The organism is Oceanicaulis sp. UBA6590 (assembly GCF_002433705.1).
Taxonomy (GTDB): domain Bacteria; phylum Pseudomonadota; class Alphaproteobacteria; order Caulobacterales; family Maricaulaceae; genus Oceanicaulis.
The window spans coordinates 77,046-103,920 of record NZ_DJIQ01000064.1 but is presented as its reverse complement, the minus strand read 5'-3'; the positions used below and the strand labels follow the sequence as shown (position 1 = coordinate 103,920).

Genomic DNA, 26,875 nt, shown 5'->3' with positions numbered 1-26,875 from the left:
CGGGCGCGCTGAGCGAGGACGAGTTCAAGCCGCTGCGCCTGATGAACGGCGTCTATCTGCAGCTGCACGCCTATATGCTGCGCGTGGCCATTCCCTATGGCGTTCTGTCCTCGGAACAATTGCGCTCGCTGGCCTATGTGGCGCGCACCTATGACCGCGGCTATGGCCATTTCACCACCCGCCAGAACATCCAGTACAACTGGCCCGCGCTGGTGGATATTCCCGATGCGCTCGACCATCTGGCGGGGGTGCAGATGCACGCCATCCAGACCTCTGGCAATACGATCCGCAACACCACGACCGACCCGTTCGCGGGCGCGGCGGCGGACGAGATCGCCGATCCGCGTCCCTGGTGCGAGCTGATCCGGCAATGGTCCACCACCCACCCCGAATTCACCTGGCTGCCGCGCAAGTTCAAGATCGCGGTCACCGGCTCGCCCGCCGATCGCGCCGCCATCGGCGTGCACGATATCGGCCTGCGTCTGGTGAAGAATGACGCTGGCGAAACCGGGTTTGAAGTGCATGTGGGCGGCGGTCAGGGCCGCACGCCCATCGTGGCGAAAATCATTCGCGACTTCCTGCCCCAGCGCGAACTGCTGGCCTATCTGACCTCGATCCTGCGCGTCTACAATCTCGCGGGACGCCGGGACAATCTGTACAAGGCGCGCATCAAGATCCTGGTCGACGCCATGGGTCCGGACGAATTCCGCGATGCGGTCGAGGCCGAGTATGACGCCAGCCGGGGTCGCGCCCTGACCCTTCCGGTCGAAGAGATCGAGCGCGTCAGCAGCCATTTCGTCCCGCCGGCGGAAGGCGAACCGCTGACCGACATTCCGACCGGCACGGCCTTCGCCCGCTGGCGCGCAGTGAATGTGAAGCCGCACAAGGTGAAGAACCGCGCCGTCGTGGTGATCCCCCTCAAGGCGCCGGGCGCCACGCCGGGCGACGCCAGCGCCGAGCAAATGGACCTGATCGCCGACCTGGCGGATCGTTACGCCCTGAGCGAGATCCGCGTCAGCAAGGAGCAGAATCTCGTCCTTCCGCATGCGGACAAGGCGGCTCTGGGCGATCTGTTCCGCGCCCTCGACGGCGCCGGGCTGGCGACGCCCAATCATGGCCGCGCCAGCGATATCGTCGCCTGCCCGGGGCTTGATTACTGCAATCTCGCCAATGCGCGCTCCATTCCCATCGCCCAGGCCATTTCGACCGGCCTGCACGAAGCGGGGCTGGATGACGCCACCGGCGATCTGACCATCAAGATTTCAGGCTGCATCAATGCCTGTGGCCACCACCATGTGGCCAATATCGGCCTTCTCGGCGTCGATAAGGCGGGCGAGGAAGTCTACCAGCTCACCCTCGGAGGGGTTGGCGACGGTCAGGCGGCTATTGGTAAAATTCTGGGTCCGGGCCTGTCCGCCGACGATGCGGTGACCGCCGTCATCGCCTGCGTGCGGGTCTACGCCGAACAGGCCCAGCCTCAGGAAAGCTTCATCCAGACGCTGAACCGTCTGGGCACAGACCCGTTCAAGGAGGCCGTCTATGGCGCTTGATGCCCTACGCCGGATCGAACCGCAGGCCGTGGAATTGCCGGGCGACGCCGCACCAGCCGACGCCGAAGCCGCCATCAAGGGCGCGGACCGGGTCGTGATCCGCTTTCCCACCTTCAAGGATGGGCGCGGCTTCTCGCTCGCTGCCCTTCTGCGCCGCTCGGGCTATGAGGGCGAGTTGCGCGCCGCAGGCCCGCTCTTGCCCGATCAGGTCGATGACCTGTTGCGCATGGGGTTTGACGCGGTCGACATCGAACGTCCCGACGGCCCGGCCCGCAACCGCAATACCGGCGGTGCCCCCTATATCTATCAGCCCGACCCCGGCGCTGTGACCGCCCGCCCGACGGCGCTGCAAATCCGGGCGCTGGCGGCGCGTAAGGCGACCGCAGAAGCGCTGGCGAAAGAACTTGATGGCGCAACGCCTGAAGCCATTCTCTGCCGCGCCGCCCAAGTCTATGGCGGGCGCATGGCCATGCTGTCCTCCTTCGGTGCGGAAGCGGCGCTGGGGCTCGCGCTCGTGGCGGAGATCGCCTCTGACACGCCGATCCTGTTTCTGGACACCGGCATGCATTTCCCCCAGACGCTGAGCTATCGCGACCGTCTGGTGAAACATCTGGGCCTGACGAACCTGCACATCCTCAAGCCCGATGAAGCTGAGCTGCGCGACGAGGATCCCGACAACAGGCTCTATGACCGTGATGGCGTGGCGTGTTGTGATCTGCGCAAGGTGCGCCCTCTGGGACGCGCGCTTGATCCGTTCGATGCCTTGATCACCGGGCGCAAGCGCTATCATGGCGGCCAGCGCGGCGATATTGCCGCCGTCGAGTTCGACGGCGAGCGGGTGAAGATCAATCCGTTCGCTTTCCTCAGCCCGCAGGATGTGGCGGATCGGTACAAGGCGCTCGACCTGCCCCGCCATCCGCTGGCGGAAGATGGCTACGCCTCGATCGGCTGCTGGCCCTGCACCGCCCCGGCGGACGAGCCCGGCTCTCGCGATGGTCGCTGGGCTGGTCAGGACCGGGATGAGTGCGGCATCTTTGATCCGGCCCGCGCCGAGCGCGCCAAACGCGCTGGCGCCATCCGCCTGATCTGAGGCGGCTGATCAAAGAGGATTTGTCATGACCGCACCGATCGTGGAGCTGATCGGCGATACGCCGCTGATCCGCCTCAAAGCCGCGTCAGAGGCCACGGGCTGCGAGATATTCGGCAAGGCCGAGTTTCTCAATCCCGGCGGCTCGGTAAAGGATCGCACCGCGCTGGGCCTCATCCGGGCCGCGGAAGCCGACGGCTCGCTCAGGCCCGGCGGCGTGATCGTCGAGGGCACGGCGGGCAATACCGGGATCGGGCTGGCGCTGGTCGCCGGCGCCTTGGGATACAAGGCGCTGATCGTGATGCCGCGCGGGCAAAGCGCCGGCAAGCGCGAAGCCCTGATCGCGGCCGGCGCACAGATCATCGAGGTCGACCCCGCCCCCTATTCCAGCGAGCACCATTTCGTCCACGCCTCGCGCCGAATCGCCGAGAGCCTGCCCAATGCGGTCTGGGCCAACCAGTTCGACAATCCCGCCAACAAGGCGTTCCACGCGGCCACCACGGGCCGGGAGATCCTTGAGCAGACAGACGGAAAGATCGACGGCTTCATCTGCGCGGCGGGTACGGGCGGCTCGCTGGCGGGCATCGCCTCCGCGCTTCGGGCCGCCACGCCGGACGTGAAGATCGGCCTCGCTGATCCGGCCGGCGGCGCGCTCTATTCGTACTTCACTGAAGGCGCGCTCAAATCCGAGGGCGGCTCGATCACCGAAGGCATTGGCGTGGGCCGGATCACCGGCCAGCTCGAAGGGCTCAGTGTCGATCACGCCTACCGGATCGAGGATGCCGAATTCCTGCCGCTCCTGTTCGATCTGGTGCAGACCGAAGGCCTGTCGCTGGGCGGCTCGGCAGGCGTAAATATCGCCGGGGCCATCCGGCTCGCCAAAACCCTGGGTCCGGGCAGGACCATCGTCACCCTTCTGTGTGATTCCGGCGCGCGCTATGCCGCCAAGCTCTTCAACCCCGAATTTCTACGCGCCCGCGGGCTGCCGGTTCCGCCCTGGACGGACGCCGACGCCAGTGCGGGCCTGAGCGCCTGACGGAGATTTTCATGCTGGATACGGCTCAAGACCTGGACGTGATCGATCAGGGCGCCTTCTTCGCCTGCAAGGTCACCGAGGTCGAACACTTCACCGACGACCTGTTCCGCTTCCGCACGGCGCGCCCGGCGACGCTGCGCTTCCGGCCGGGCGAATTCCTGATGATCGGGCTTGAGGGCGAGAAGAAACCGGTGCTGCGCGCCTATTCGGTGGCGAGCCCGAGCTGGGACGATACGCTCGAATTCTACTCCATCAAGGTGGAGAACGGGGCCCTGACCTCGCGCCTGCGCCATATCCAGCCCGGCGACCGGGTTCTGGTGGGCCGCAAGCCCACGGGCACGCTCGTCACCGATGCGCTCAAGCCCGGCAAGCGGCTCTACATGCTCTCCACCGGCACCGGGGCGGCGCCCTTTGCGAGCCTGATCCGGGAGCCGGGCGTCTATGAGCAGTTTGACGAGGTGGTGTTCACCCATACCTGCCGCACCCAGGCCGAACTGACCTATTCGCGCGGCCTCGTGGAAGCGATCAAGACCGATCCGCTGGTGGGCGAGGCGGCGGAGGGACGGCTGGTCTATTTTGACAGCGTCACCCGCGAGCATGGACCGCGCACGGGCCGCATCACCACGCTGATCGAGACCGGCAGGCTGTTCGAGATGATTGAGCGCCCGGTTTTGAACGCCGAGACCGACCGCGTGATGATCTGCGGCTCCATGGCGATGCTCGACGAGCTCAAGAGAATGCTCGAGGCGCGCGGTTTCGAGGAAGGCTCTAACGCCAAGCCCGGTGACTTCGTGGTCGAGAAAGCCTTCGCGGGCGAAGGTGTCTGAGGCGCGTCGGGCCCGCGGCCGGACCGGAAATCCGCGCCGGCCGCGCCAGTCGTTTAGAACCTGTTAACACTTTGTTTACAACGCTGGTTGGGTCTTTGTTCAGCTTTTCCTGCTACCTTCGGTGATCATGGAGGGATGTCATGCAGGCCCAACGCAAGACTGAAATGAACGCGATGCCCGCCCCGGCCCAGACGCCGGAGCCTGAAGCGCGCGTGGCGCCGCCGCCCTTCCCGACCATTGGCGCGAGCGGCGAAGCGCCGTCCATTCCCTCCCCGGCGCACGCCCTGCAGGAGCGGCTTGAATCCGCCTTTGCCGAGCCTGTGGTGGAAAATCGCTGGAGCCCGCGTCAGACCCTCGCCTTCCTGGTCTTTTCCTGCGGCGTCTTCTGGGGCGCCATGATCGGCGGCGCGATCCATTTCTTCGGCTGACACGCCCGGGGTGACATCTGTCATCCCGCCCATGTGACGCGCGTCACTCCTCTCCCCTGGCCCCATCCGGCATGCTTGCAGCCTTGATCGCCAGGCTGTGAGGGCTGATGACTGTTTCCCATGATCTTGCGCCGCCCATTCTCAAGGCGGATGCGCTGACCCGACGCTATGGCCGCAAGACGGCGCTGGACGGGCTTGAACTCTCCCTGTCAGAACCCGGCGTGCTGGCCCTGCTGGGCCCCAACGGCGCGGGCAAGACCACCTTTGTCCAGACCGCCCTCGGCCTCACCCGCCCCAGCAGCGGCCGCCTGAGCGTGTTCGGCGCCCGTCCCGGGGATCGCGCCATCCGGACCCGCATCGGCGTGATGATGCAGGATACCGATCTGGCGCACACCCTGACCGGGCGCGAATTGCTGGAGCTGTTCGCGAGCTATTATCCGGACCCCGCCGATCTCGACGCCCTGATCGAGCGCTGCGCCCTCGGGGGCTTCATCCGGCAACGCTATGGCAAGCTCTCGGGCGGCCAGAAGCGGCGCATCCAGTTCGCCCTGGCGCTTGTGGGCCAGCCCGACCTCCTGTTTCTCGACGAACCCACGACCGGGCTCGACACCGAAGCGCGACGCGCGCTCTGGGCGATCGTGCGCGATGTGGCGGCGAGCGGGACGCTGGTCATCCTCACCACCCACTATCTGGAAGAGGCGGATGCGCTCGCAGACCGGGTCGTGGTGCTCAAGGACGGGCGCGTCATCGCGGATGACACGGCCGACGGCCTGCGCACCCGCATGGGCGGCGCCATCATCGAATGTGTGACGGCCCTGGACGATGACGCCCTCAACGCCCTGCCCGGCCTGATCGCGCTCAGCCGGTCGGGTCGCAAGCTGCGCCTGCAGGTCAGCAACGCCGTCCCGGCGCTCAAGGCGCTGTTCGAGCTGGACCCGGAGCTGAGCGATCTCGGCGTCGCCCAACCCACGCTGGAAGACGCCTTCGAGGCGCTGACCGGCCAACCGCAAACCGAGGGAGCCTGATCATGGCGAACGCCTATCTTGCTGAAATCAAGGCCGAAGTCCTCAAGCTCTCGCGCATGCCCGAATTCGCCATCCCGACGCTGATCCTGCCGGTGATGTTCTTCACCCTGTTCGGAGTGATCATTCCGGGCAGCCGGGACAACGCCGCCTATCTTCTGTCCACCTTCGGCGTCTTCGCCGTGATGGGCCCCGCTTTGTTCGGCTTTGGCGCGGGAGTGGCGCAGGAACGCGAACGCGGCTGGCTGACCCTCAAGCGCGCCGTGCCGGCGCCCGCCGCCGCCCTGCTGGTGGCCAAGACCACCGCGACCGTGCTGATCGCCAGCGTGTCGCTGGGCGCCATCTACGCCGTCGCCGCCTTCGCCGCCGGGGTGGAGCTGTCCCCTCAGGTCTGGCTGGGCCTTCTGCTGGTCCATGTCCTGTCGGCCATCCCCTTTGTCCTGCTGGGTCTGGCGCTCGGTTTTGTCTTTGGCGCCAACGCCGCCGTAGCGGTCGCCAATATCGCCTATCTGGGCATGGCGGTGCTGGGCGGCCTGTGGATGCCGATCAGCGTCTTCCCGAAGATCATGGGCCAGATCGCGCAAGTCCTGCCCAGCTATCATCTGGCTGAAATCGCGCTCGGGGTCAGCGGCGCGGGCGGTGAGACGGCCCTTCCGGGCCATATCCTCGCCGCGCTGGCGATCACGGCCATCGCCGCCGGGCTGGCGCTGCTGGCCTGGGCGCGCCAGCGCTAGGGTCTGGTTCTGGAAGGCGGAGCAGGGCAGGGTATCCGCTCGCGCTCCGCCCGCCACACTACGGAAACCCCTCTCCCATGGCGTCAGACCCTCTTTACAAACCCGACAGCGCCTCGGAGCGCGCCGGACCGGAAAGCGCTCCGCCCACACGGGCGAACCGCCTGCGCGGCCTGTCAGAGACGCCTGCCTTCTATCTGATCTATCTCGTTTTCTATTTCACGCCCTGGTTCTTCCAGCTCCCGGGCCTGAGAGATGCGCTGATCGGTTTCGCCGCCGTGGGCAGCTTCATCCCGGTCTATCTGTACGCCAATGCCGGCGACCCCTATCGCAACGGCGTCAAACCCGTCCGGACGCTGATGGCGGCGGGCTACGCCTCGGCCCTCTCGCTCGCCCTGATCCCGGTCGTGGGCATGAGCGGCAATTTCCACATCTATGCGGTGACCCTGCTGGCGGGCCTGCGCCCCCAGAGAGTCGCGCTGCTGGCCATGGCCGGGCTGAGCGCCTTCTATCTGTGCGCCTCCTGGCTGCTGGGCGTGACGATCTTTGAAATGGTGCTGTCCCAGTTCATCGCCGTTATGGCGGGGATGGCGACCCTCGCCGGGTTTGAATCCGCCCAGCGCGTGTCCGTGCGGGAGCGCAATCTGCGCATGGAGGCCGAGCTCGCCGCCCTGCGCGAACGCGAACGCATCGCCCAGGATCTGCATGACCTTCTGGGCCACACCCTGACCACGATCGCCGTCAAATCCGAGCTTGCAGCACGCCTTCTGGATGCGGATGCGGACCGGGCGCGCTCTGAAATCATCGAGATCCGAGACGCCGCCCGCATCACGCTCAAGGATGTGCGCGCGGCCGTCGCGGGCATGCATGTCACCACCCTGCATCAGGAGCTGGCGCGGGCGCGATCTGCGCTGTCAGCGGCGGATATAGGCCTGAGGGTCGAGGGAGAACCGCCCGATCTGGACCAGGCCGCCCATGCGGCGCTCGGCCTCGCCTTGCGCGAAGCGGTCACCAACATCATTCGCCATTCCGGCGCGGAGGCGGCGCTGATCCGCTTCGCCCCCGAGGGAGTCCTCGTGATCGAGGATGACGGACAGGGCGGCGAGCTGAACGCCGGCACCGGCCTTATGGGCATGCGCCGCCGGATTGAATCCCTCGGCGGCGAAATGGAGATCGAAAGCCGGGACACCGGCGTTCGCGTCACCCTCAGCCTGCCCCCGCCCCAGCCTGATACCGAGAGCCTTGAGTCCCACCCATGATTTCCATTGTCATCGCTGAGGACCAGTCGCTGCTGCGCGGCGCGCTGGCCGCCCTTCTGACGCTCGAGCCCGATATCGAGCTTCTGGCGCAAGCCCAGGATGGCGAAGAAGCCGTTCGCCTCGTCCACGAACTCAAGCCCGACGTTCTGGTCACCGATATCGAGATGCCCGGCCTGACCGGGATCGAGGCGTCCGAAGCCCTGCGTCAGTCCGGCAGCGACACGCGCGTGCTGATCGTGACGACCTTCGCCCGCCCCGGATATCTGCAGCGCGCGCTGCAGGCAGGGGTGCTGGGCTATGTGCTCAAGGATGCGCCAAGTGAGGAACTCGCGGACGCCGTGCGCCGCGTGGCGCAGGGCCAGCGCGCCATCGCCTCGGAACTCGCCGAAACCGCCTGGAGCGCGCCGGTCGTGCTGACCGCCCGCGAGCGCGATATTCTGAGACTGGTGGAAGAGGGCAAGTCCAACAAGGAGATCGCCCGCCTTCTCAATCTGTCGCCGGGCACGGTGAGAAACTATCTCGCCGAAGCCACCCAGAAGCTGGGGGCGGCCAACCGGATCGAGGCGTTCCAGATCGCCCGCGAAAACGGTTGGCTCTGACCCGTCAGCCTGCGCCCTAGCCGCGGTCGACCACGGCCGCCAGCTCCCGCAACTGCGTGGAGCTGATCGCCACTTTTGACAGGGTCCATCCGCCGGTGGAGGAGATTTCCTCCAGCGCGCGGTCGGCGCGCTTGACCATGACGCTCTGGGAGTCCGTCCAGGCCGAGACCACCTCATCAGCCCATTGTGCATCGGCGGAACCCAGATCCTTGAGCAGATCGGCGCGCTCGGACTTGGCGTAGGCCATCATGCCCTCACAGATCGCCTGCTGGCTGCCATACAGGTCCTCGATCAGGCGGCGCATGGCCAGACGGTCCCAGTGCAGGGTCGAGGAGAGCTGATTGCCCGCCGCGCGCAAGCGGTCGAACAGGAAGCGCGCCCCCACGGCGTGATACAGACGCCCCACCGCCGCCAGCGGCCAGTCCACAGCCTTTGCGAGATCGATCACGTCAGACGACGAGGTCAGCGGGCGCAAACGCGCCACATCGCGAGCGATGTCCTCGGGCGCCCCGGCCTCCACATAGGCCTGGAAGCGATGCTCGACCGCCTCGCAATCAAACGGACTCGCAATCTCGGTGACCAGCGGCTTGAGCTCATCCACACCCGGCTGATAGGCCGCGATCACATCCGCGATCGGCAGGGCGTCCTGACCCAGGGTCCGGCGCGAAAGCCAGTAGCTCTGACGGCGCAGCAGGCGGATCACCTCGTCATGCAGCGCGATCTGGACCTCGGCCGGGGCCTTGTTGTCGAGCGCGTTGATCCGGTCGCTATACTCGTTGAAGCGGAAGATATTGCGTCCCGCTTCGAAGGCCCGCGCCACCGCGGCCACATCCGCGCTGGTGCTCTCGATGGCCCGGTTCACGAAGGTCGGACCGCCCAGATTGATCATGTCGTTGGCGAGACGCGTGGCGATGATCTCGCGCTTGAGGCGGTGACCGTCCATCGCGTCGGAGAATTTCTCCAGCTTGTCCGGGAAATAGGTCACCAGCGATTGCTTGAAGTGGGCGTCGTCCGGCACGTCGGACTCCACGAGCGCATCAAACAGCGCGATCTTGGAATAGCTGATCAGCACCGCGATCTCGGGACGGGTCAGCCCGAGCCCCTGATCCTTGAGCTCCCGGATCTGATCGGGAGCCGGCAGGCCTTCGACCTTGCGGTCGAGACGGCCGTCCTGCTCCAGCCGCTCCATCAGGCGTTCATGGGCGTCGAGATCCTCGACCGCATGCTCCTTGGCGATGGTGATCGCCAGGGTCTGGTCGTAATTGTGCTCGAGCACATGGTGCGCCACCGTATCGGTCATGGATTCCAGCAGCGTGTTGCGGTCATCGAGCTTCATCGAGCCCTCGCGCACCATCGGGTTCAGCAGGATCTTGATGTTGACCTCGTGGTCAGAGCTGTCCACGCCCGCCGAGTTGTCGACAAAGTCCGCATTCACGCGGCCGCCCTTGCGGGCGTACTCGATGCGCGCCGCCTGGGTGACGCCCAGATTGGCGCCCTCGCCGATGACCTTTGCATTCAATTCGTTCGCATCGATGCGCAGGGCGTCATTGGCCTTGTCGCCGACCTGATAGTTCTGCTCGGTCGACGCCTTCACATAGGTGCCGATGCCGCCGAACCACAACAGCTCCACATCCGCCTTCAGAAGGGCCTTGATCAGGGTCGTGGCCGGAGCGGTCTGCGCCTTAAGTCCGGTCAGTTCGCGGATCTCGTCGCTGAGCTTGATGGACTTGGCGGCCCGCGGGAAAATCCCGCCGCCTTTTGAAATCAGGGACTTGTCATAGTCCTGCCAGCTTGAGCGCCCGAGTTCAAACAGCCGCTTGCGCTCCTCCCAGGTCTTCTCGAGATCAGTGGGGTTGGGATCGATGAAGATGTCGCGATGGTCGAACGCGGCGATCAGCCTGATCTGCTTGGAGAGCAGCATGCCGTTGCCGAACACGTCGCCGGACATGTCCCCGACGCCGATGACCGTGAAGGGCTCGTTCTGGATGTCCTTGCCCATTTCGCGGAAATGGCGCTGGACGCTGACCCAGCCGCCGCGTGCGGTGATGCCCATCTTCTTGTGGTCGTACCCGGCCGAACCGCCCGAGGCGAAGGCGTCGCCCAGCCAGAAATCATACTCGGTCTGGGCCACGGAGTTGGCGAGGTCTGAGAAGGTGGCCGTGCCCTTGTCCGCGGCGACGACGAGATAGGGGTCCTCATCATCCCAGCACACAACATTGTCGGGACGCTTCACGCCGTCATCAACGAGATTGTCGGTGATATCCAGAAGGCCGCGCAGGAAGGTCTTGTAGGCTTCCTGACCCTCGGCCAGCCAGGCGTCGCGATCGCTGCGATCGGGCAATTGCTTGGGATAGAACCCGCCCTTGGAGCCCACCGGCACGATGACGGCGTTCTTGACCTGCTGGGCCTTCACCAGACCCAGAACCTCGGTGCGGAAATCCTCCCGACGGTCCGACCAGCGCAGGCCGCCGCGGGCGACCGGGCCGAAGCGGATATGCACGCCCTCGACGCGCGGGCTCCACACGAAGATCTCGCGATAGGGCTTGGGATCAGGCAGCTCGCGCACGTCGCGGCTGGCGATCTTCATGGAGATCCACGGCTTGGCGCGGCCCTCCTCATCGGTCTGGAAGAAGTTGGTGCGCAGCACCGCCTCGATCAGACGCAGCATGCGGCGCAGGGCGCGGTCATGATCGAGACTCTCGACGCGTTCCAGCAGGATGCGGATCGCCTTGGACACATCCTTGGCGTGGCTCTCGCGGCTTTCCTCGCCAAAATCGAGCTCGGGATTGAACTTGGTGTTCACCAGCTCCAGAAGGCCGCGCGCGATTTCCGGGTTGGCCGCCAGGGCCTCTTCCTGAATGGCCTGGGAGGGATCCAGACCGGTCTGCTGGCGATAGCGGGCGACGGTGCGCAGGAAGGCCGCTTCGCGCCAGCTGACCCCGATGGCCAGCACCAGCTTGTTGAAGCCGTCATCCTCGGTCTGCCCGTTCAGAACCGCCAGAAGGGCGCTCTCGAAGGCTTCCGCTTCACTGTCGATCTTGCTGGCGCTTTCGCCATTCAGGGAGGCCTCGAACTCGTGCACCCAGACGGTTTCCGCACCGTTCTCGCCATGACGCTGGACCGGATAGCCGGCCTCGGCCAGCACGTGCAGACCCAGATTTTCCAGCACCGGCATCACGCCCGACAGCGCCACCGGTTCGCCGCAGCGATACAGCTTGACCCGCAGACGGTCCTCGCCGTCCTTTTCCACGCGATAGGCGCGCGCGCTGGTGTCTTCGGACGCCTTGACCCGCTCCATGCGGCCAATATCCGCCAGCGCGTCCTCGGGAGTGAACCGTTCGCGATAGCCAGCGGAATAGCCGTCCAGATAGCGCGTCACCGCCCGGCGCAGCTCGGCGTCGCCGGAATTGCGCGCCGCGTTGTGAAGCTCGTCCTCCCAGGTCCGCGCGAGCGCCGCGATCTCGCGATCCAGCTCGGACGGATCGGGCTCGGGATGGTTGAACGGATCGAGCCCGACAATGAAATGGACCCGCGCCAGTGGCGCATCGCCGAACTGGGGATAGAAGGCCGACAGGCGGCCATTGAAGGCTTCGCGGATCTTCTCCCCCGCCAGTTCGCGCACCTTGGAGTTATAGCGGTCACGCGGCACGAACAGGAGGCAGGAGACAAAGCGGTCAAACTGGTCGCGACGCATGAACAGCTTGGTGCGCGGCCGGTCATGCAGGTGCAGGATGCCCAGCGAGATATCCAGCAGGTCCTGTTCCTCGGTCTGGAACAGTTCGTCGCGCGGATAGTTCTCGACGATGTTCTGCAGCTTCTTGGCCGAGTGCGAGCCCGGCGCCTTGGCCGCCTTGTCGAGCACGCGGCGCACCTTGCGGCGGATCAGCGGCACTTCGCGCGCCATCTGGTCATAGGCCTCGGCGGTGAACAGGCCCACAAAGCGGGTCTCGCCGACCACATTGCCGTCCGCGTCATAGCGTTTGACGCCGATATAATCCATGTAAACCCGGCGATGGACGCGGCTCTTCATGTTCGCCTTGGCGACGATCACCGGCGAGGGCGCGCGCATATAGGCTTCGATGGCCGGGGTCAGCATCATCGGCTCGGCGCTCTTGCGCAGCACCTTGCGTTCGGGATCGCGCAGCACGCCGCGCCCGCTTTCGGACTTCACTTCGGGCTTGTGATCGCCTCCAGCGCCCTTCTCGAAGTCGAACTGATAGGTGCGGCTGCCCAGGAAGGCGAAATGGTTGTCGCGAAGCCAGCGCAGGAAGGCGACGGCCTCTTCCTGTTCTTCCTTGGAGGCGGAAGTGTTGGCGTTGGTCAGATGGTCGATCGCATCGTCCATCTCCGCGCGCATGTCGTTCCAGTCCTCGACCGCGTCGCGCACATCATCGAGCGTGGCGCGCACGCCCGCGACGAGCCGCTCGCGCAGATCCTCGCTCAGAAGGTCGAGATGGACCTGGATCATGGACTCGTTCAGGCACCGCCCGCCCGACGCGACCCGCTGCCCCTCATCATCACGGCGCACCTGGACCACCGGGTGGAACATGGCGAGCACGTCCAGCCCCTGGCTGGCGATCTCGCCCATGACGGAATCCACAAGGAAGGGCCGGTCCTGACCGATCACCTCGAGGATGTCGCGCTCGAGATTGCGGCCATCCGCGCCATGCGCCGTCCGCACCCGCACCAGAAGCTTGTCCGATCCCCGCTCGACGCCATAGCGCCAGAATTCCTCGGCCAGGGAGATCGCATCCTGTTCGGAAATCCCGGCGAGATCGTCCGCCAGCGCATCGCCCCAGAGCTGCTCCAGGAAGCTGGCGGCATCGGGCCCGCTATCGCCAAACGCCGCAGCAAAACGGCTTTGCGCGGCCTTCAGAAAGGCCTCTCTGTCATATGCGTGTCGGACGCTGACCACGGCGTTCATATCAAGGGGCTCCTGAACGGAAAAATGGTGGACGGTGGACGGTGTTCATCGAATAACCATGAACATATGACCCGCAGCCTACTCCCGCTCGCGCTGGGTTCAAGCGGTACTGAGCGGCTAGACCTGCAATCATGGCTGTGCTTGGTTCTGCACTAACAAAACAACAGATTTCCACATCGGAGACGACCATGCCTCACGCTCTCATCACGGGCGCCAATCGCGGGCTCGGCCTTGAGCATGTCAGCCAACTTCTTAAGCGCGAATGGACGATCAGCGCCGCCGTGCGTGATCCCGAGGGCGCGGATGCGCTCAAGGCGCTGGACCCGGGCGATGGACGCCTGACGATCCTGCCCTATGACGCCTCCGATCTGAACGCCGCCCAGGCGCTGAAGGACAAGGTCACCGGTCCGCTCGACATTCTGTTCGCCAATGCCGGCGTGATGGGCCCGAAAGAGCAAGCCTTCGGCGAGGCCGCCAATGACGGCTTCCTGGACACCTTCCGCATCAATACGCTCGCGCCGCTGGCGCTGGCGGAGGCTTTCGCCGATCAGGTCGCCCAGAGCCAGCTCAAGGTGATCGCGCTGCAATCGAGCCGCATGGGCTCCATCGCCGACAATGACAGCGGCGGGCGATACGCCTATCGCGCCTCGAAGGCGGCGCTGAACGCCGTGGGCAAGTCGCTGAGCATCGATCTCAAGGACAAGGGCGTCGTCGTGCTGATCCTGCATCCAGGCTGGGTGCGCACCGATATGGGCGGCCCGAACGGGCTGATGACGCCCAGCGAATCCGTCAGCGCACAGCTGGATCTGATCGCGCGCGCCAACCCTGCGATGAGCGGGCGCTTCTTCCATATCAGCGGTGAAGACCTGCCCTGGTAGACGCCGGCCATTACCGGACAGCAAAAAACCCCGCAGCCTTGCTGCGGGGTTTTTCGTTTCAAGCGGCGCCGCCGGACGGGGACAGGCTTGTCCGGCGGCGCCTGCAGGCCTCATCGGGCAGGCTGGGGGGACGCACTCTGAGGCCTGTTCTGTTCACTGACGCGCTTCACCGAATCGCGTTCAATCAGCCTGTGATGTAGAGCCCCTCGCCTGAAGCGCAAGCGGCTATGAGGGCGAGAGTCAGAAAAATACCAGTTGCGATCACCAGTGAGATGGCGCGGGTCATGGCTGAACCTTCTTTCTTGTCTTGATCTCCGGCTTGCCGCCGGTTGGCGAAGGGCGGAGCCGGTCAGGCCCGTCAAGCCAGGGCTTTCAGGGTCTTCCGGCTGGGGAGAGGTCCGGTGAGGGGATCCGGCTCCGCCTTCGCAGGACGGGATATGGGGCGGGCGCGACCGTTTCGCCAGACACGCCGTCTCACAGCTGCGTGAAAGATGTATTTCCTGTCCGGCAACATTCCGGGGCAGGATCGCAAGCTCGGGAGCCGACAGTCTGGCGGGGGAAGAAGCGGGATGATGATTTTGCGAACGGCCGTGCGGGTCCACAAATGGCTGGCCCTGATCATCGGCGTGCAGGTTCTGCTATGGATTCTGGGCGGGCTTGTGATGAGCGCCCTGCCGATCGAGCGCGTGCGCGGCGAGCACAAGATCGCCGACCACCCTCCGGTCCTGATGACGCCGGAAGCCCTGATCCCGCTCTCAGACGCCGCGCGATCAGCCGGTTTCCAGACACTCGACAGCGCGGTTCTGACCTCGATCACCGACGAGCCGGTCTGGCGACTTGAAAGCCGGGGGCGCACGAGAGTCATCTCGGCCCGCAGCGGAGAGCCCCTGTCTTTCCTGGACGAGTCCCTCGTGCGCCGGATCGCCGACTATGACTTTGCGCCCGAGGCCGAAATTGACAGCATCCGCCTGCTCGCCGATCCCCCCTCCGAATACGGCCCGGGCGGGCCTGTCTGGCAAATCGTTTTCGCGGATGCCGAGGGGACCCGGTTGTATGTGGATCCCGAGAGCGGACTTGTGCGCGCGCGCCGGTCGGACACCTGGCGCCTGTTCGACTTCTTCTGGCGTCTGCATGTGATGGATTACGATGACGGCGAGGATTTCAATCATCCCCTGCTGGTCATCGCCGCCAGTCTGGGCCTCGCCGTGGCGCTCGCAGGCCTTGTCATCCTGATCTTCAGGATGCGGCGCAGCCTTGCTGTCTGGCGCGCGGCGCGCAAGCGATAACTGGAACAGGGATGGGAGCGGGGCGGAGCCTGTCACAGGCGGTCCAGAGGGATTGGTGGCCGAGAACCTTCGGGGGAAAGGCTGACGGTTGATCCGCCCCGCGCAGTCCATCCTGTGAGCGCAGCGTCCGGGGGACGCATTCCTCAAACAACATCACCGGCCCGAAGGCCGGCGACTGGGAACTTGCCCGGACACAAGGCCCGGCTGCAGCGCAAGTCGTTTGTCGTCTGAAGAAATGGAGCGGGCGATGAGATTCGAACTCACGACCCTCACCTTGGCAAGGTGATGCTCTACCCCTGAGCTACACTCGCAAATGGGTGGCAAATTTAATTAAATATTCGTTTTTGCAAAGCCCAGAAACTCTTTTATTTCTTTCCGATATGTTTTTTAATTTCATTAAGTTTCAATAGTGCCTGAACAGGAGTAAGTGTGTCGATATCAATATCCAAAAGTTCATCTCTTATTTGCATTAATACTGGGTCATCTAGTTGAAAAAAACTCAGTTGAAAATCATCTTTTTTACTGATATGTTTTGATTTTTCTTTCAATTCATTTGCTGAAAGAGAACTCTCTAATTGTTGCATAATAGTGTTGGCTCTTTTTACAATACTACTTGGCATGCCCGCCATTTGTGCTACATGAATTCCAAAACTATGAGCACTCCCTCCTTTCTTTAGTTTGCGTAAGAAAATGATTTTTCCATCTATTTCTTTTACCGAAACATTGTAGTTTTTNNCGACCCTCACCTTGGCAAGGTGATGCTCTACCCCTGAGCTACGCCCGCTCACTACCTGCGTACAGGGTCCGGCTTGCGCCGAGGCCGGGTATATCGCTCATCGCCGTTCGTTTTGCAAGCCTGTCATCTGCAGCTTTTGCAGTCGTGCTGCACCTTGCCTGACTTCCCCTGTCCTGCTGATCTACACGCCATGACAAAGACCCCGCCCCTGCCCGCTCCGCCCGCCTCGCGCGAGGACCTGTTGCGCTTTCTCGATGGCCTCGGGATCGCGCATGAAACGTATGACCACCCGCCCATCTTCACCGTCGAGGAGGGCGAGTCCCTCAAGCTCGACATGCCCGGCGGACACACCAAGAACCTGTTCCTGAAGGACAAGAAGGGCGCGCTGATCCTGATTTCGGCGCTGCAGTCGACCCGGATCGCCCTCAACCAGCTCCATCATTCGCTGGGATGCGGCCGCCTCTCCTTCGGCAAGGCCGAGCTCCTGGAAGACAAGCTGGGCGTGACGCCGGGCTCGGTCACCGCCTTCGCCCTGCTCAATGATCACGATCATCAGGTCCGCTTCATTCTGGATGAAGCGCTGATGGCCCATGATATCGTCAACTTTCATCCGCTGAAAAACGACGCCACCACCGCCATCCGGTCCGCGGATCTGCTCAGATTTGTCGAAGCGCTCGGGCGCGCTCCGGAAATCGTGAAGCTGGACGGGTGAACGGGCGCGCTTGCATCACGGCGCGCAAACGGCCACCTAGTGGTCAAACGACATTTCGCCCCAAACGGGAGGCTTTCATGGAAATTATCGGTGCAAACGGCGCGGATGCGCCCGGCGGTGATGATCTGGTGCGCGACGGCACCGACCAGTCCTTTATGGCCGACGTCATCGAGCCCTCACGCGAGGTCCCGGTGCTGGTGGACTTCTGGGCGCCCTGGTGCGGCCCGTGCCGCCAGCTGGGCCCGACCATCGAACGCGCCGTCGCCAAGGCAGGCGGCAAGGTGAAACTCGTCAAGGTCAATATCGACGAGAACCCCGGCGTCGCGGGCCAATTGCGCATCCAGTCCATCCCGGCCGTGATCGCCTTCAAGGATGGCCAGCCGGTGGACGGCTTCATGGGCGCCCTGCCCGAGAGCCAGGTCAATGACTTCATCAACCGCATGACTGGCGAAGTCTCCGAGGAGGAAGTCTCCGCGCTTGTGGAGCGGGCCCAGCAGGCGCTGGATAACGGCGATTTCGGCGGCGCCGCCCAGGATTTCGCCACGGCGCTGCAAATGGACAAGGACAATGCCGACGCCATCGCCGGCATGGCGCGGGTCTATCTGGCCAGCGGCGATCCGGTTCAGGCCAAGGCGCTTCTGGACAATGTGCCTGACACGCTGCGCTCCGCCCCCGCCATCGCCGCCGTCCGCGCCTCCATGGAGCTGGCGGGCGAGGCCGAGGACGCCCCCGAGCTCGATGCCGCCGAAGCGGCCGTGAAATCAAATCCCGGGGCCCAGACCTGGTACGAGTTGGGCCGCGCACGGCTGGGTACGGGGGATATGGGCGGCGCTGCGGAGGCGCTGCTGGAATCCATCGCCATTGACCGCGAGCACAATGACGCCGCCGCGCGTCAGTTGCTGCTGCGCGTGTTTGAATCCGCGGGCGCGGGATCCGACCTGGCCAAGAACGGCCGTCGCCGCCTGTCCTCGATCCTGTTTTCCTGAATCTGAGTGGGCCGCAGCACTCGCCTGCGGCCCTGATCGGGCTATCTCACGTCCAAGGAGCGACCCAAGAGCCCAGTCATGTCCGAGAGCCTCATCCTCCCCAGCGCCATCAAGCTGTTTCCGATCCGCGGCTGCATCCTGCCCCCGGGCGAGCACCTGCCTCTGAACGTGTTTGAGCCGCGCTATCTGAACATGGTGGATGACGCGCTGGCTTCTGACGGGATCATCGGGGTGATCCAGCCCGCGACCGGCGGAACGCCCGAGAAACCGGCGCTCCAGCCTGTGGGCGGGGCGGGCCGGATCGTCAGCCACCAGGAAACGGCGGACGGGCGCTATCTGATGGTGCTGGAAGGGCTGACCCGGTTCGCCGTCGAGGCCGAGCTTGAGCAGCAGACCCCCTATCGCGTGGCGCAAGCGGACTACCGTCCGTTCACCCAGGACCTCGTCGAGGTGCACATGCCGCCCGCCATTGATGTTCAGGGGCTGATCGAGCGGTTGCGCGCCTATTTCGACCTGGTGGGGATCGAAACCGACTGGCCCGCCCTTGAAAAGGCGCCCCTGTCGCTGGTCATCAACAAGACCGCCATGGCCGCTCCCTTTGACGCCGAGTCCAAGCAGAGACTGCTCGAAGCGAGCTCGATCCCGCATCGGGCGGAGATCCTGGACCGGTTGATGCAAAACAGCCTCGACGAGGCCGCAAGCGGCTCGCGAGGCTGGACGCCCTGAAAGCGTCGGCGTAAGAGTTTTCCCCATGAGTGACGTGAAAACCGAACAATCCGCTCTCGATCCCAAGCTTCTTGAGATCCTGGTCTGCCCGGTCAGCCGCGGCCCGCTCGAATATGATCGCGCGGCGAATGAGCTGATCTCCAAGGAGGCCCGACTCGCCTATCCGATCCGGGAAGGCGTGCCGATCATGCTGCCTGAAGAAGCCCGCAATCTGGACGACTGATCCATGAGCGACCGCCCCTGGCCGACCCGTTTGAGCTTCAAACGCTCTGACAGCGTGCTGGACATCAGTTTTGAAGGCGGCGACCGCTACGCGATACCGTTCGAATTGTTGCGTGTGGAAAGTCCGTCCGCAGAAGTGCAGGGCCATGCCCCGGACCAGAAAAAGCTGGTGAGCGGGAAGTCAGGCGTGCAGATCACTGCGGCGGATCCCGTGGGGCGCTACGCCGTGCGCCTGAGCTTTGACGACGGCCATGACAGCGGCATCTATTCCTGGGACTATCTGCACGAGCTGGGCGAGAACGCCGACGCCCTGATGCAGGCCTATCGCGATCGACTGAAAGCCTCCGGCCTGCCGCACTAGGCGGCCGTGTCGCTCTGCGGCGGGCTCTGGGTTTCCGGCGGGGCCAGCTGGGCGAACAATTGTTGCACGGCCAGCATCTTGGCTTCACCGCCAGGGGACGCCGCGGCTACGCGCGCTTCATCACTTTCCATCATCCGCACCGCGCGCAGCTGCGCATCGGTCCGGCAGCGCCCTTCCGGAAGAACGCCTGTCGTCGACAGCTTCAAGAGGGCGGCGGCGCGGTCCAGAACCGGGGCCTGGGAGCCCGCCACCCGGTCCATCACCTTGGTGGCGTCCAGAATGGCGAGACCGAGGCTGTCAAAGGCGTCGACCAGCTCTTGCTTGTCCGTCTTGGGAAAGCCGCCCTTCTTGGCGCGCGCCTGCAGGCTGGTCACGCGCGACAATCGCTCAAGCGGCTGTCCGCTGCCGCGCACGAAATAGCTCACCGTCGTGTTGGCGGTGACCTTGGCGCGGATATAGCTCGCGAGCTTCTTCTTGTTCTCCTCACCCACCAGATGGTCTTCCATCGCGAACAGGCGCTCGATCTGGTCCACCGGCGTATGAGCGCCCGACAGCGCCTCCTCAATGGCGTCCGGCTGCAGCAGGCGTGCGGAGCGGTGGGTGAAGGCGTCCACCAGCGCCTCGGGGTTGAGGTTCTCGCCCGCCGACACGATCAGACGCTGGGCGAGCTTCCGCGCCAGCTCGATCTCGGCCATCACCGAGCGCGGCCGGAAGCGCTTGGGCGCGCGGAGTTTCTCCAGGATCTGCTGGGCGAGCTCATTGTGGGCGGCCGGCAGGGAGGCCGCCTTGATCTGGCTGGCCAGCCGACGCGCGGTTTCCGGCGCCCGGCTGAGATCGGGGCTGTCCGGGGCGCCCTCATAGATGCCGGTCAGGCGCAGCACCTCGTCGCCCAGATCCACAGTGTCGCCCAGCACCCGGCGAAGCGCGGAATCAAAGGACAAGATCTCAGCGATGAAGGCGTCGGTCTGCTTGGCCGCGAGCGCCCGGGCCTCTTCGCTCTGCGGCAGGTCGTCATGCATGTCGAGCAGGCGACGAACCTTCTCGCCCATGTCATAGGCTTGCGACAGCTCGTCCGCGATCAGGCGACGCATCTGCTTTTCCGAGGTGGTCTTGCTGGCCAGCAGCGTCGCGCTTTCTGAAAAGGACTTGCCCTTGGGCGGCTTGCCCGCCGCCTTGGCTTCCTTGCGCGACTGCTCGATCCCGCGCTGCACGAGCTCGGTGATCAGGCGCACATAGGCGTGCACGCTGGCGTCCGAATTCTGGGCGCGGGCGATGGCGACCTTCTGGATGGCGTGCTGCAGATCGGTGTCCGACCCGTCCAGCTCCTCGATCAGATCCGGCCGATGCAGAAGCTCCATGGGACAGACCTGGGAGCGCTCCAGCCAGCCCGAAAGCGCCCGGCGCACCGTGTCGCGCGCCGCCGGACCGGACAGGTCATCAGGGGTCAGGCACGGGATGGTCGCTTCGGCGGGCTTTTCGTCGCCGGAGAATTTCTCGGGACCGATCTCGAAGATGGCGCCGCCGCGAAAGCCGCTCGACTCCGCGTCCCAGACCTCGCGCACCACGCGGATGGAGCCGCTGGAATGGTTGGCGTGCAGCTTGTTGGCCAGCGCCAGGGCGGCGTTGCGATCCTTCAACGCCTCCACCAACGTCCAGGAGGCCTTGACGTTTTTCTTCAGAAAGACCTCGTAATGGACGTCTTCGTGCGCCATTTCCGCCTCATTCCCCAGCAGGTTTCATAAAGTAATGCACTACCCGCCTTAACCCGAGGTAACCATGTCTTTGCTTGATCTTGGACACCAATTAGTGTGAAGCGCTAGAGACATCGGTTCCGCCGAGAGAATGACAGGATACGAACGATGGCGACCATCGCCCTTGTGGATGACGACGAGAACATTCTGACCTCTGTTTCCATGTTCCTGGAAAACGAGGGGTACAATGTGCGCACCTTCACCGACGGGTCCGCCGCCCTGCCGCACCTGACCGAGACGCCGCCGGATCTGGCGATCTTCGACATCAAGATGCCGCGCATGGACGGGCTTGAGCTGCTGCGCCGCGTGCGTCAGTCCTCCAACCTGCCGGTGATCTTCCTGACCTCCAAGGATGGCGAGTTCGACGAAGCCCTGGGTCTCGATCTCGGCGCGGACGATTACATCGCCAAGCCCTTCTCCCACCAGCTGCTGGCGCGCCGCATCAAGGCGGTGCTGCGCCGCGCCCAGGCCGATCCGGCCGGCGCGGAGGGCGGCGAGGGCAATGAGCACAAGGTGATCGAGCGCGGCTCGCTGGTGCTCGATCCCAACCGTCACGCCTGCACCTGGCAGGGCAAGCCGGTGCGCCTGACCGTCACCGAATTCCTGATCCTGCATGCGCTGGCGAACCGTCCGGGCTTTGTCAAAAGCCGCGACAGCCTGATGGACGCGGCCTATGACGATCAGGTCTATGTGGATGACCGCACGATCGACAGCCACATCAAGCGCATCCGCAAGAAATTCCGCGACGTGGACGACACGTTCGACAGCATCGAGACCCTGTATGGCGTCGGCTACCGATATAAGGAGGCTTAAGGTCGCACGACGCGCCATCGTGCGCCTGTCCGCCCAGCTCAAGCCTCTTCTGTTCACGCGTCTCGGCGCCACCATCATCCTGACCAATCTGGTGGCGCTGAGCGTTCTGATCGGCGGCATGTTCGCGATCACCGAGAACCGGCGCGGCCTGGTGGACGCCAAGGTGGACTCCCTGTCCGCCCAGGCCGAGATCATCGCCAACATCATCACCGAGACCGCCGTCTATGGCGACGCCCCCGGCCCGCAAATGGATCGCGATGCGGCGCGCGAGGTCCTGCGCCGTCTGTCCGGGCTTTACGTGCCGGACGAAACGCGTGCTCTGCTTCATGCGCCCGGCCCCATCCGCATCGCCGACTCCGACCTCATTGCGGGCGAGGTCGACCAGCTGCCCCTGCCGCCCATTACAGACGATCCCCAGACGCCGATCTCGCGGGCCCGCGGTTTCGGCCATTCGGTCATGGAGCATGTGGGCGAGATCTTCCTGTCGGCCGAGGAGCGGGCGGCGCTCGACCGCAGCCTGTCTGACGAGGTGCGCGCCGCTTTCCAGACCGGCGAGGCGCAGACCGGGGTTCGGCGCGACCCTGATGGCGGACGCGTCGTGTCGGTGACCATCCCCATCCAGCTGATCCAGGCGGTGGTGGGCACGATCACCTATGAATCCTATGACCTTGACGCCCTGATCGCGCAGGAGCGCGCCGCCATCCTGCCCTATGTGATCGTCGCCGCGCTCGTCACCTTCTTCATGGCGGTGGTGCTGACCGTGCAGATCGCCTGGCCGGTGCGGCGACTGGCGGAAGCGGCGCGGGAAGTGCGTCTGGCGGGGGGCCGCCGCGTGCCCTTGCCCGACATGAAGGGCCGCAAGGACGAGATCGGCGATATGGGGCGCGCCTTCACCCAGATGACGAATGCGCTCTATGATCGCCTTGACGCCATCGAGGCCTTCGCCGCCGATGTGGCGCACGAGATCAAGAACCCGCTGACCTCCATCCGCTCGGCGTCGGAAATCCTGCCGCTGGCCAAGGATGACGACAAGCGCGCGCGCCTGATCGAAGTGATCCAGCACGATGTGAAGCGGCTCGACCGGCTGATCACGGACATCTCCAACGCCTCGCGCCTGGACGCGGAGCTGGCCCGCGAGGATCTCGAGACCATCGATCTCGTTGTCTTGCTGACCGACATCGCCAGCTTGCAGAATGATCCCGACGCGCCCGCCCCCCGGGTCATCGTCACGGCCGAGTCCGAGCGGCACATCGTGCGCGGACACGAGAACCCGTTAAGCCGGGTCTTCATCAATCTCATCGAGAACGCCGTCACCTTCTCCCCGGCAGAGGGCGGGGTGCGCGTGCGGATCGAGCGCGGCGCCGGGCAGAGCCAGGAAGTCCGCATCGAAGATGACGGTCCGGGCATTCCCGAAGACAATCTCGAAGCCATTTTCGACCGCTTCTACACCCAGCGCCCCAAGGGGGCGGCCTTTGGCGGACATTCCGGGCTCGGCCTGGCGATCGCGCGGCAGATCGTGACGGCCCATGGCGGCCAGATACGCGCCTCAAACCGCACCGATGATCAGGGCCAGGTGCTGGGCGCCTGTTTCACCGTCACCCTGCCCGCCTCGTCGCGCTAGCGGATGTGTGGCGCGAAAACGGCGCCTGTCATCAGCATGCAGCGGACTGTTGCACACCCGACGCACAGGGCTTTCGCCGGACGCAAAACCGGGTTTACATGGACATCAAGTTACTCCGTCTGAGGATCTGATCCGCACCATGATCGGCATTGTCGTCGTCACCCATGGCCGTCTCGCTGACGAACTCGTCGCCGCCACAGAGCATGTGGTTGGCCCGCTGGAAGCCTGTAGCGCCATCTCCATCGGCCCGGACGATGATATGGAGCGGCGGCGCGACGATATTCGCGAGGCGGTGGAGAAAGCCGACCAGGGCGATGGCGTCATCATCCTGACCGACATGTTCGGCGGCACGCCGTCGAACCTGTCCATTTCGCTCCTGGAAAAGGGGCGCGTGGAAGTCATCGCCGGCGCCAATCTGCCCATGCTGATCAAGCTGGCCGAAGCGCGCTCGCGGCTCGACATGAACGCCCTGGCCGAAAGCGCCAGCGAGGCGGGCAAGCGCTATATCGCCGTCGCCTCCCAGATCCTGGACGGCGCCGCGTGAGCCAGCAACGCACGGTCACCATCTGCAATCAGCGCGGTCTGCACGCCCGCGCATCTGCGAAATTCGTCGCCGAGGCCGCCCGCTTTGACTCCCAGGTCAGCGTGGCGCGTGACGCCGAGGAAGTCAGCGCGGATTCCATCATGGAATTGCTGATGCTGGCGGCCGGACCCGGCGTCGCCATCACCATCAGGGCCGAGGGCGCGGACGCAGAAGAGGCCGTGGACGCCCTCAGCGCGCTGGTGGAATGCGGCTTCAACGAGAACGACTGAGCCTGTCAGCCCAACGCCCCACATGAAAACGCCGCCGGTCATCCCGGCGGCGTTCGTGTCTCAGGTCGGGGCGTGCCCTCAGGCGTCCTCATCCTCGGCGTTGCGCGCCGGCGCCGGGGGCGCCGGAGGCGCAGGCGGCACGGGCGGATTGGAGAAGAGCGACAGCACGCGGTTGGTCAGCGGCGCGCTCGGGCGCAGCTCCCGCGTCTCACGCGTCACCGGTCCCGTGCTCGGCTTTACGGCTTCGTCCACGTCCGACACCGCCTCGCTCTCGGCTTCGGCAGCCGGCATGGGCGGCGGAGAAGGCAGTACGATGGCGCGCGCGGCATAGCGCGGATCATTCTTCAGACGCTCGGCTTCTTCGGCATCCAGCCCTGCGAGCTCGAGATCCGCCTCTTCGGGCGCGTCGTCAGAGGGCGCTTCAGCGCTCAGCGCCGGCTCGAGCTCTTCGCCCGCCTCCGCCGTCAGCGCGTCAGGCTCCGCCCGGGTCTCGACTTCGTCCTCGGACTCAAAGGCGACGGCTTCGCCAGCAAGCGGTTCGTGTTCAGCCTCTTCCGCCGCGGCGTCGGCCGCAGCCGCGTCCGCATCCTCGGAGACATCATCGCCTTCAGAAGACGCGTCCAGAGCCGTATCCTCGTCACGCCCCTCGGGCGAGGACAGGGCCGGCTCAGGCGTCTCTTCGCTCAGGACCGCATCTTCAGAGGCGGATTCATCCGCTTCATCCGCTTCAGGCTCAGCCTCGACGCGCGTTTCTGCAGCGTCCGTCGCCTCGGTCTCGCTTTCATCGAGATCGACCGCAACGTCCTGTTCCGCATCAACCACAGGGGCTTCGAACTCCGCCTCGACCGCTTCAGCCTCCTGAGCCTCTACGTCACCGCGTTCAGAGTCCGCCGTTTCGGGATCGACAGCCTGCGTCTCGGACTCGGCGATGACCGGTTCGGCGTCCGCCTCATCCGCTGTTTCGCTCAGCGCAGCGCTGACCGGTACGGCGATGGCGATCGGCGCATCCTCATCAGAGGCCGCCGCGTCGTCCGGCTCCTCAATGCCCGCGTCGTTATCGACAATTTCGTCAGGGTCTTCAGCCCGCGCAATGGTCTCTTCCGGAGGATGACGCTCGAGATGGTCGGCCAGAAGCGCGATCCGGCGCTCGAGACGGGCGGAATCGCGCACCCGGTTGATCAGGCCTCCGATCACGAAGATCAGCGCCGCGAGCCCGTAAGCGCCAACGGCATAGCCCGCAGCCTCGGCCTCGCCGCCCAGGCCCAGGGCCGCAGCGCCCACGAGCCCTGCAAAGAGCGGCGCCCAGAGCAGGCGCCAGGAGCGCGTGGCGAACACGGTCAGCGCGGCCAGTCCGCTCAGACCGTAAAAGACAATGGCGTCTGCATGCTCGGCCGCCAGCGGCCCGGCCTGGGCGATCAGGCCGCTGACCGGGGCGACGCTCTCAGAGAAGCTCCAGCTCGCCAGATCCGGCAGGGCGGTCAGCGCCAGAGCGAACAGATCAAACTGGGGCAAAGCCCCGAACAGGCCCGGATCGACCTCCACCAGGAAGGCGCGCAAGGCCGGCCAGACCATGACGATGGAGACCAGCGCAAACAGGAGAACCGTGAGGAACCAGTTCACATTCCGCGCAACCCCGGCCCGCGACAGCAGCGCGCTGGCTCCCGGATGGGTGCGCGACCAGCCTTTCTGGGTGTGATTGACCAGCGCCACGGGACGCGAACGCTGGGAGGGGCCGGTCTGCATGCGCAGCACGGACGCCTGATCCCCGGCCTCCAGAGCGAAATTGCGGTCCATGACGCGCACGGTGTGCTTGGCGCCGTCATAATCGGTCAGGCTGCGCTCATCGGCGCGTGCGCGGGGATCCGATCCGCTCACCTCGCCGGAGGCGGCGTAGAAATCCAGCGTCTTGCGGCCGAAATTCTGGCTCGCATAGGCGGTCGGCAAATTCGCCATTTCAACAGTCCCCTCAGTCCGTTGCACAGGCGCGCCGCCCCTCGGCGACGCCTGCGGCCATGCCGCAAAGACCCATAACACAGGGCCCGAGCAAAAACCTTACCATAAAGTTTATACAGATTTAGGACCAATTTAAGAAATAGAGCGAATTTCCTGTCCCATAATGATGTGCACGCCAGACGGTTTGCCCGTTTTGGGACGCGTGTTAAGAGATGCGCCGTCTCATATGGAACCGGCAGGGGACCCCCTGCCCGCAGTCAGAAAACAAGGCGCTCATTCATGACCCTGCTCAATGCCGCCAACACCGGCGACGATCGCTATGTCAAAGACCTCTCGCTGGCTCGCTGGGGCCGGCTGGAGATCGAGATGGCCGAGATTGAAATGCCCGGCCTGATGGCCCTGCGTGAAGAGTACAAGGGCAAGAAGCCCCTCGCAGGCGCGCGCATCGCCGGCTCGCTGCACATGACGATCCAGACCGCCGTGCTGATCGAAACGCTGGTCGAGCTGGGCGCGGATGTGCGCTGGGCGTCGTGCAACATCTTCTCCACCCAGGA

Annotated in this window: 24 protein-coding genes, 1 tRNA gene and 1 pseudogene; 21 read left to right on the top strand and 5 right to left on the bottom strand. The window is 64.9% G+C overall.

What is annotated here, in order from left to right; genetic code table 11:
• From B2Z70_RS13760 to B2Z70_RS13720, 9 genes are all read left to right on the top strand, one after another.
• Nucleotides 1-1,550, top strand: a 1,550-nt coding sequence (locus B2Z70_RS13760; protein WP_292983979.1) for a nitrite/sulfite reductase, incomplete at its 5' end; no start/stop codon positions are given.
• Complete coding sequence (locus B2Z70_RS13755) at nucleotides 1,540-2,640, top strand: phosphoadenylyl-sulfate reductase (protein ID WP_292983977.1); 1,101 nt, start codon at nucleotides 1,540-1,542, stop codon at nucleotides 2,638-2,640. The genes B2Z70_RS13760 and B2Z70_RS13755, both read left to right, overlap by 11 nt.
• Before the next feature lie 25 nt (nucleotides 2,641-2,665).
• Nucleotides 2,666-3,673, top strand: coding sequence for a cysteine synthase A (locus B2Z70_RS13750; RefSeq protein ID WP_009802653.1), 1,008 nt, complete (start codon nucleotides 2,666-2,668; stop codon nucleotides 3,671-3,673).
• Between the two features lie 11 nt (nucleotides 3,674-3,684).
• Nucleotides 3,685-4,500 carry a ferredoxin--NADP reductase gene (locus B2Z70_RS13745; RefSeq protein ID WP_292983975.1) on the top strand — a complete coding sequence of 272 codons (816 nt, stop codon included), beginning with the start codon at nucleotides 3,685-3,687 and terminating at the stop codon, nucleotides 4,498-4,500.
• 140 nt (nucleotides 4,501-4,640) lie between these two features.
• Nucleotides 4,641-4,928: a hypothetical protein gene (locus tag B2Z70_RS13740; protein ID WP_292983973.1), complete on the top strand. Its 288-nt coding sequence runs from the start codon at nucleotides 4,641-4,643 to the stop codon at nucleotides 4,926-4,928.
• Between the two features lie 107 nt (nucleotides 4,929-5,035).
• Nucleotides 5,036-5,953 carry an ABC transporter ATP-binding protein gene (locus B2Z70_RS13735; RefSeq protein ID WP_292983971.1) on the top strand — a complete coding sequence of 306 codons (918 nt, stop codon included), beginning with the start codon at nucleotides 5,036-5,038 and terminating at the stop codon, nucleotides 5,951-5,953.
• 2 nt (nucleotides 5,954-5,955) lie between these two features.
• Nucleotides 5,956-6,684 carry an ABC transporter permease gene (locus tag B2Z70_RS13730; protein ID WP_292983969.1) on the top strand — a complete coding sequence of 243 codons (729 nt, stop codon included), beginning with the start codon at nucleotides 5,956-5,958 and terminating at the stop codon, nucleotides 6,682-6,684.
• A 77-nt stretch (nucleotides 6,685-6,761) separates the two neighbouring features.
• The gene (locus B2Z70_RS13725) at nucleotides 6,762-7,940 is read left to right on the top strand and encodes a sensor histidine kinase (protein ID WP_292983967.1); all 1,179 of its coding nucleotides are present in this window, start codon (nucleotides 6,762-6,764) and stop codon (nucleotides 7,938-7,940) included.
• Complete coding sequence (locus B2Z70_RS13720; protein ID WP_009802647.1) at nucleotides 7,937-8,539, top strand: response regulator transcription factor; 603 nt, start codon at nucleotides 7,937-7,939, stop codon at nucleotides 8,537-8,539. Before B2Z70_RS13725 ends, B2Z70_RS13720 begins: the two co-directional genes overlap by 4 nt.
• A gap of 16 nt (nucleotides 8,540-8,555) precedes the next feature.
• On the opposite strand, the gene B2Z70_RS13715 is transcribed toward B2Z70_RS13720, so the two are convergent.
• Nucleotides 8,556-13,463 carry an NAD-glutamate dehydrogenase gene (locus B2Z70_RS13715; protein ID WP_292983965.1) on the bottom strand — a complete coding sequence of 1,636 codons (4,908 nt, stop codon included), beginning with the start codon at nucleotides 13,461-13,463 and terminating at the stop codon, nucleotides 8,556-8,558.
• Between the two features lie 188 nt (nucleotides 13,464-13,651).
• On the opposite strand from B2Z70_RS13715, the gene B2Z70_RS13710 reads away from it, so the two are divergent.
• Together B2Z70_RS13710 and B2Z70_RS13705 are read left to right on the top strand one after the other, a co-directional pair.
• A complete protein-coding gene (locus B2Z70_RS13710; protein ID WP_292983963.1) occupies nucleotides 13,652-14,341 on the top strand; it encodes an SDR family oxidoreductase in 690 nt (229 codons plus the stop codon).
• Between the two features lie 569 nt (nucleotides 14,342-14,910).
• Entirely contained in the window at nucleotides 14,911-15,627 is a 717-nt protein-coding gene (locus tag B2Z70_RS13705) for a PepSY domain-containing protein (RefSeq protein WP_292983961.1), read from the top strand.
• A 236-nt stretch (nucleotides 15,628-15,863) separates the two neighbouring features.
• Here B2Z70_RS13705 and B2Z70_RS13700 read toward each other — a convergent pair.
• Nucleotides 15,864-15,938, bottom strand: a tRNA-Gly gene (locus B2Z70_RS13700).
• Between the two features lie 54 nt (nucleotides 15,939-15,992).
• Nucleotides 15,993-16,361 (bottom strand): annotated as a pseudogene (locus B2Z70_RS13695) (MutS-related protein); the annotation flags it as partial.
• A gap of 192 nt (nucleotides 16,362-16,553) precedes the next feature.
• On the opposite strand from B2Z70_RS13695, the gene B2Z70_RS13690 reads away from it, so the two are divergent.
• The 5 genes from B2Z70_RS13690 (at nucleotide 16,554) to B2Z70_RS13670 (ending at nucleotide 19,370) form a co-directional block, all read left to right on the top strand.
• Nucleotides 16,554-17,075: a prolyl-tRNA synthetase associated domain-containing protein gene (locus B2Z70_RS13690; RefSeq protein ID WP_292983957.1), complete on the top strand. Its 522-nt coding sequence runs from the start codon at nucleotides 16,554-16,556 to the stop codon at nucleotides 17,073-17,075.
• A gap of 77 nt (nucleotides 17,076-17,152) precedes the next feature.
• Complete coding sequence (gene trxA, locus B2Z70_RS13685) at nucleotides 17,153-18,061, top strand: thioredoxin (RefSeq protein WP_292983955.1); 909 nt, start codon at nucleotides 17,153-17,155, stop codon at nucleotides 18,059-18,061.
• A gap of 78 nt (nucleotides 18,062-18,139) precedes the next feature.
• Nucleotides 18,140-18,787 carry an LON peptidase substrate-binding domain-containing protein gene (locus B2Z70_RS13680; protein ID WP_292983953.1) on the top strand — a complete coding sequence of 216 codons (648 nt, stop codon included), beginning with the start codon at nucleotides 18,140-18,142 and terminating at the stop codon, nucleotides 18,785-18,787.
• Nucleotides 18,788-18,812: 25 nt separating this feature from the next.
• A complete protein-coding gene (locus tag B2Z70_RS13675; protein WP_009802638.1) occupies nucleotides 18,813-19,010 on the top strand; it encodes a Trm112 family protein in 198 nt (65 codons plus the stop codon).
• A gap of 3 nt (nucleotides 19,011-19,013) precedes the next feature.
• Complete coding sequence (locus B2Z70_RS13670; protein WP_009802637.1) at nucleotides 19,014-19,370, top strand: gamma-butyrobetaine hydroxylase family protein; 357 nt, start codon at nucleotides 19,014-19,016, stop codon at nucleotides 19,368-19,370.
• On the opposite strand, the gene B2Z70_RS13665 is transcribed toward B2Z70_RS13670, so the two are convergent.
• A complete protein-coding gene (locus B2Z70_RS13665; protein ID WP_292983949.1) occupies nucleotides 19,367-21,082 on the bottom strand; it encodes a hypothetical protein in 1,716 nt (571 codons plus the stop codon). The genes B2Z70_RS13670 and B2Z70_RS13665 overlap by 4 nt on opposite strands.
• A gap of 147 nt (nucleotides 21,083-21,229) precedes the next feature.
• On the opposite strand from B2Z70_RS13665, the gene B2Z70_RS13660 reads away from it, so the two are divergent.
• From B2Z70_RS13660 to B2Z70_RS13645, 4 genes are all read left to right on the top strand, one after another.
• Nucleotides 21,230-21,934, top strand: a complete 705-nt coding sequence (locus B2Z70_RS13660; RefSeq protein WP_009802635.1) for a response regulator transcription factor — start codon at nucleotides 21,230-21,232, stop codon at nucleotides 21,932-21,934.
• Nucleotides 21,903-23,555 carry a stimulus-sensing domain-containing protein gene (locus B2Z70_RS13655; protein WP_050752874.1) on the top strand — a complete coding sequence of 551 codons (1,653 nt, stop codon included), beginning with the start codon at nucleotides 21,903-21,905 and terminating at the stop codon, nucleotides 23,553-23,555. The genes B2Z70_RS13660 and B2Z70_RS13655 overlap by 32 nt, the downstream gene beginning before the upstream one ends.
• Nucleotides 23,556-23,694: 139 nt before the next feature.
• Complete coding sequence (locus tag B2Z70_RS13650; protein ID WP_009802633.1) at nucleotides 23,695-24,099, top strand: PTS sugar transporter subunit IIA; 405 nt, start codon at nucleotides 23,695-23,697, stop codon at nucleotides 24,097-24,099.
• On the top strand, nucleotides 24,096-24,368 hold the full coding sequence (locus tag B2Z70_RS13645) for an HPr family phosphocarrier protein (RefSeq protein WP_009802632.1): 273 nt from the start codon (nucleotides 24,096-24,098) through the stop codon (nucleotides 24,366-24,368). The genes B2Z70_RS13650 and B2Z70_RS13645 overlap by 4 nt, the downstream gene beginning before the upstream one ends.
• Before the next feature lie 78 nt (nucleotides 24,369-24,446).
• Here the strand turns inward: B2Z70_RS13645 and B2Z70_RS13640 are convergent, their stop codons facing one another.
• A complete protein-coding gene (locus B2Z70_RS13640) occupies nucleotides 24,447-26,321 on the bottom strand; it encodes a hypothetical protein (RefSeq protein ID WP_292983944.1) in 1,875 nt (624 codons plus the stop codon).
• Nucleotides 26,322-26,600: 279 nt separating this feature from the next.
• Here B2Z70_RS13640 and B2Z70_RS13635 point away from each other — a divergent pair.
• The coding region (locus B2Z70_RS13635; RefSeq protein ID WP_292983942.1) for an adenosylhomocysteinase at nucleotides 26,601-26,875 on the top strand (275 nt) is incomplete at its 3' end.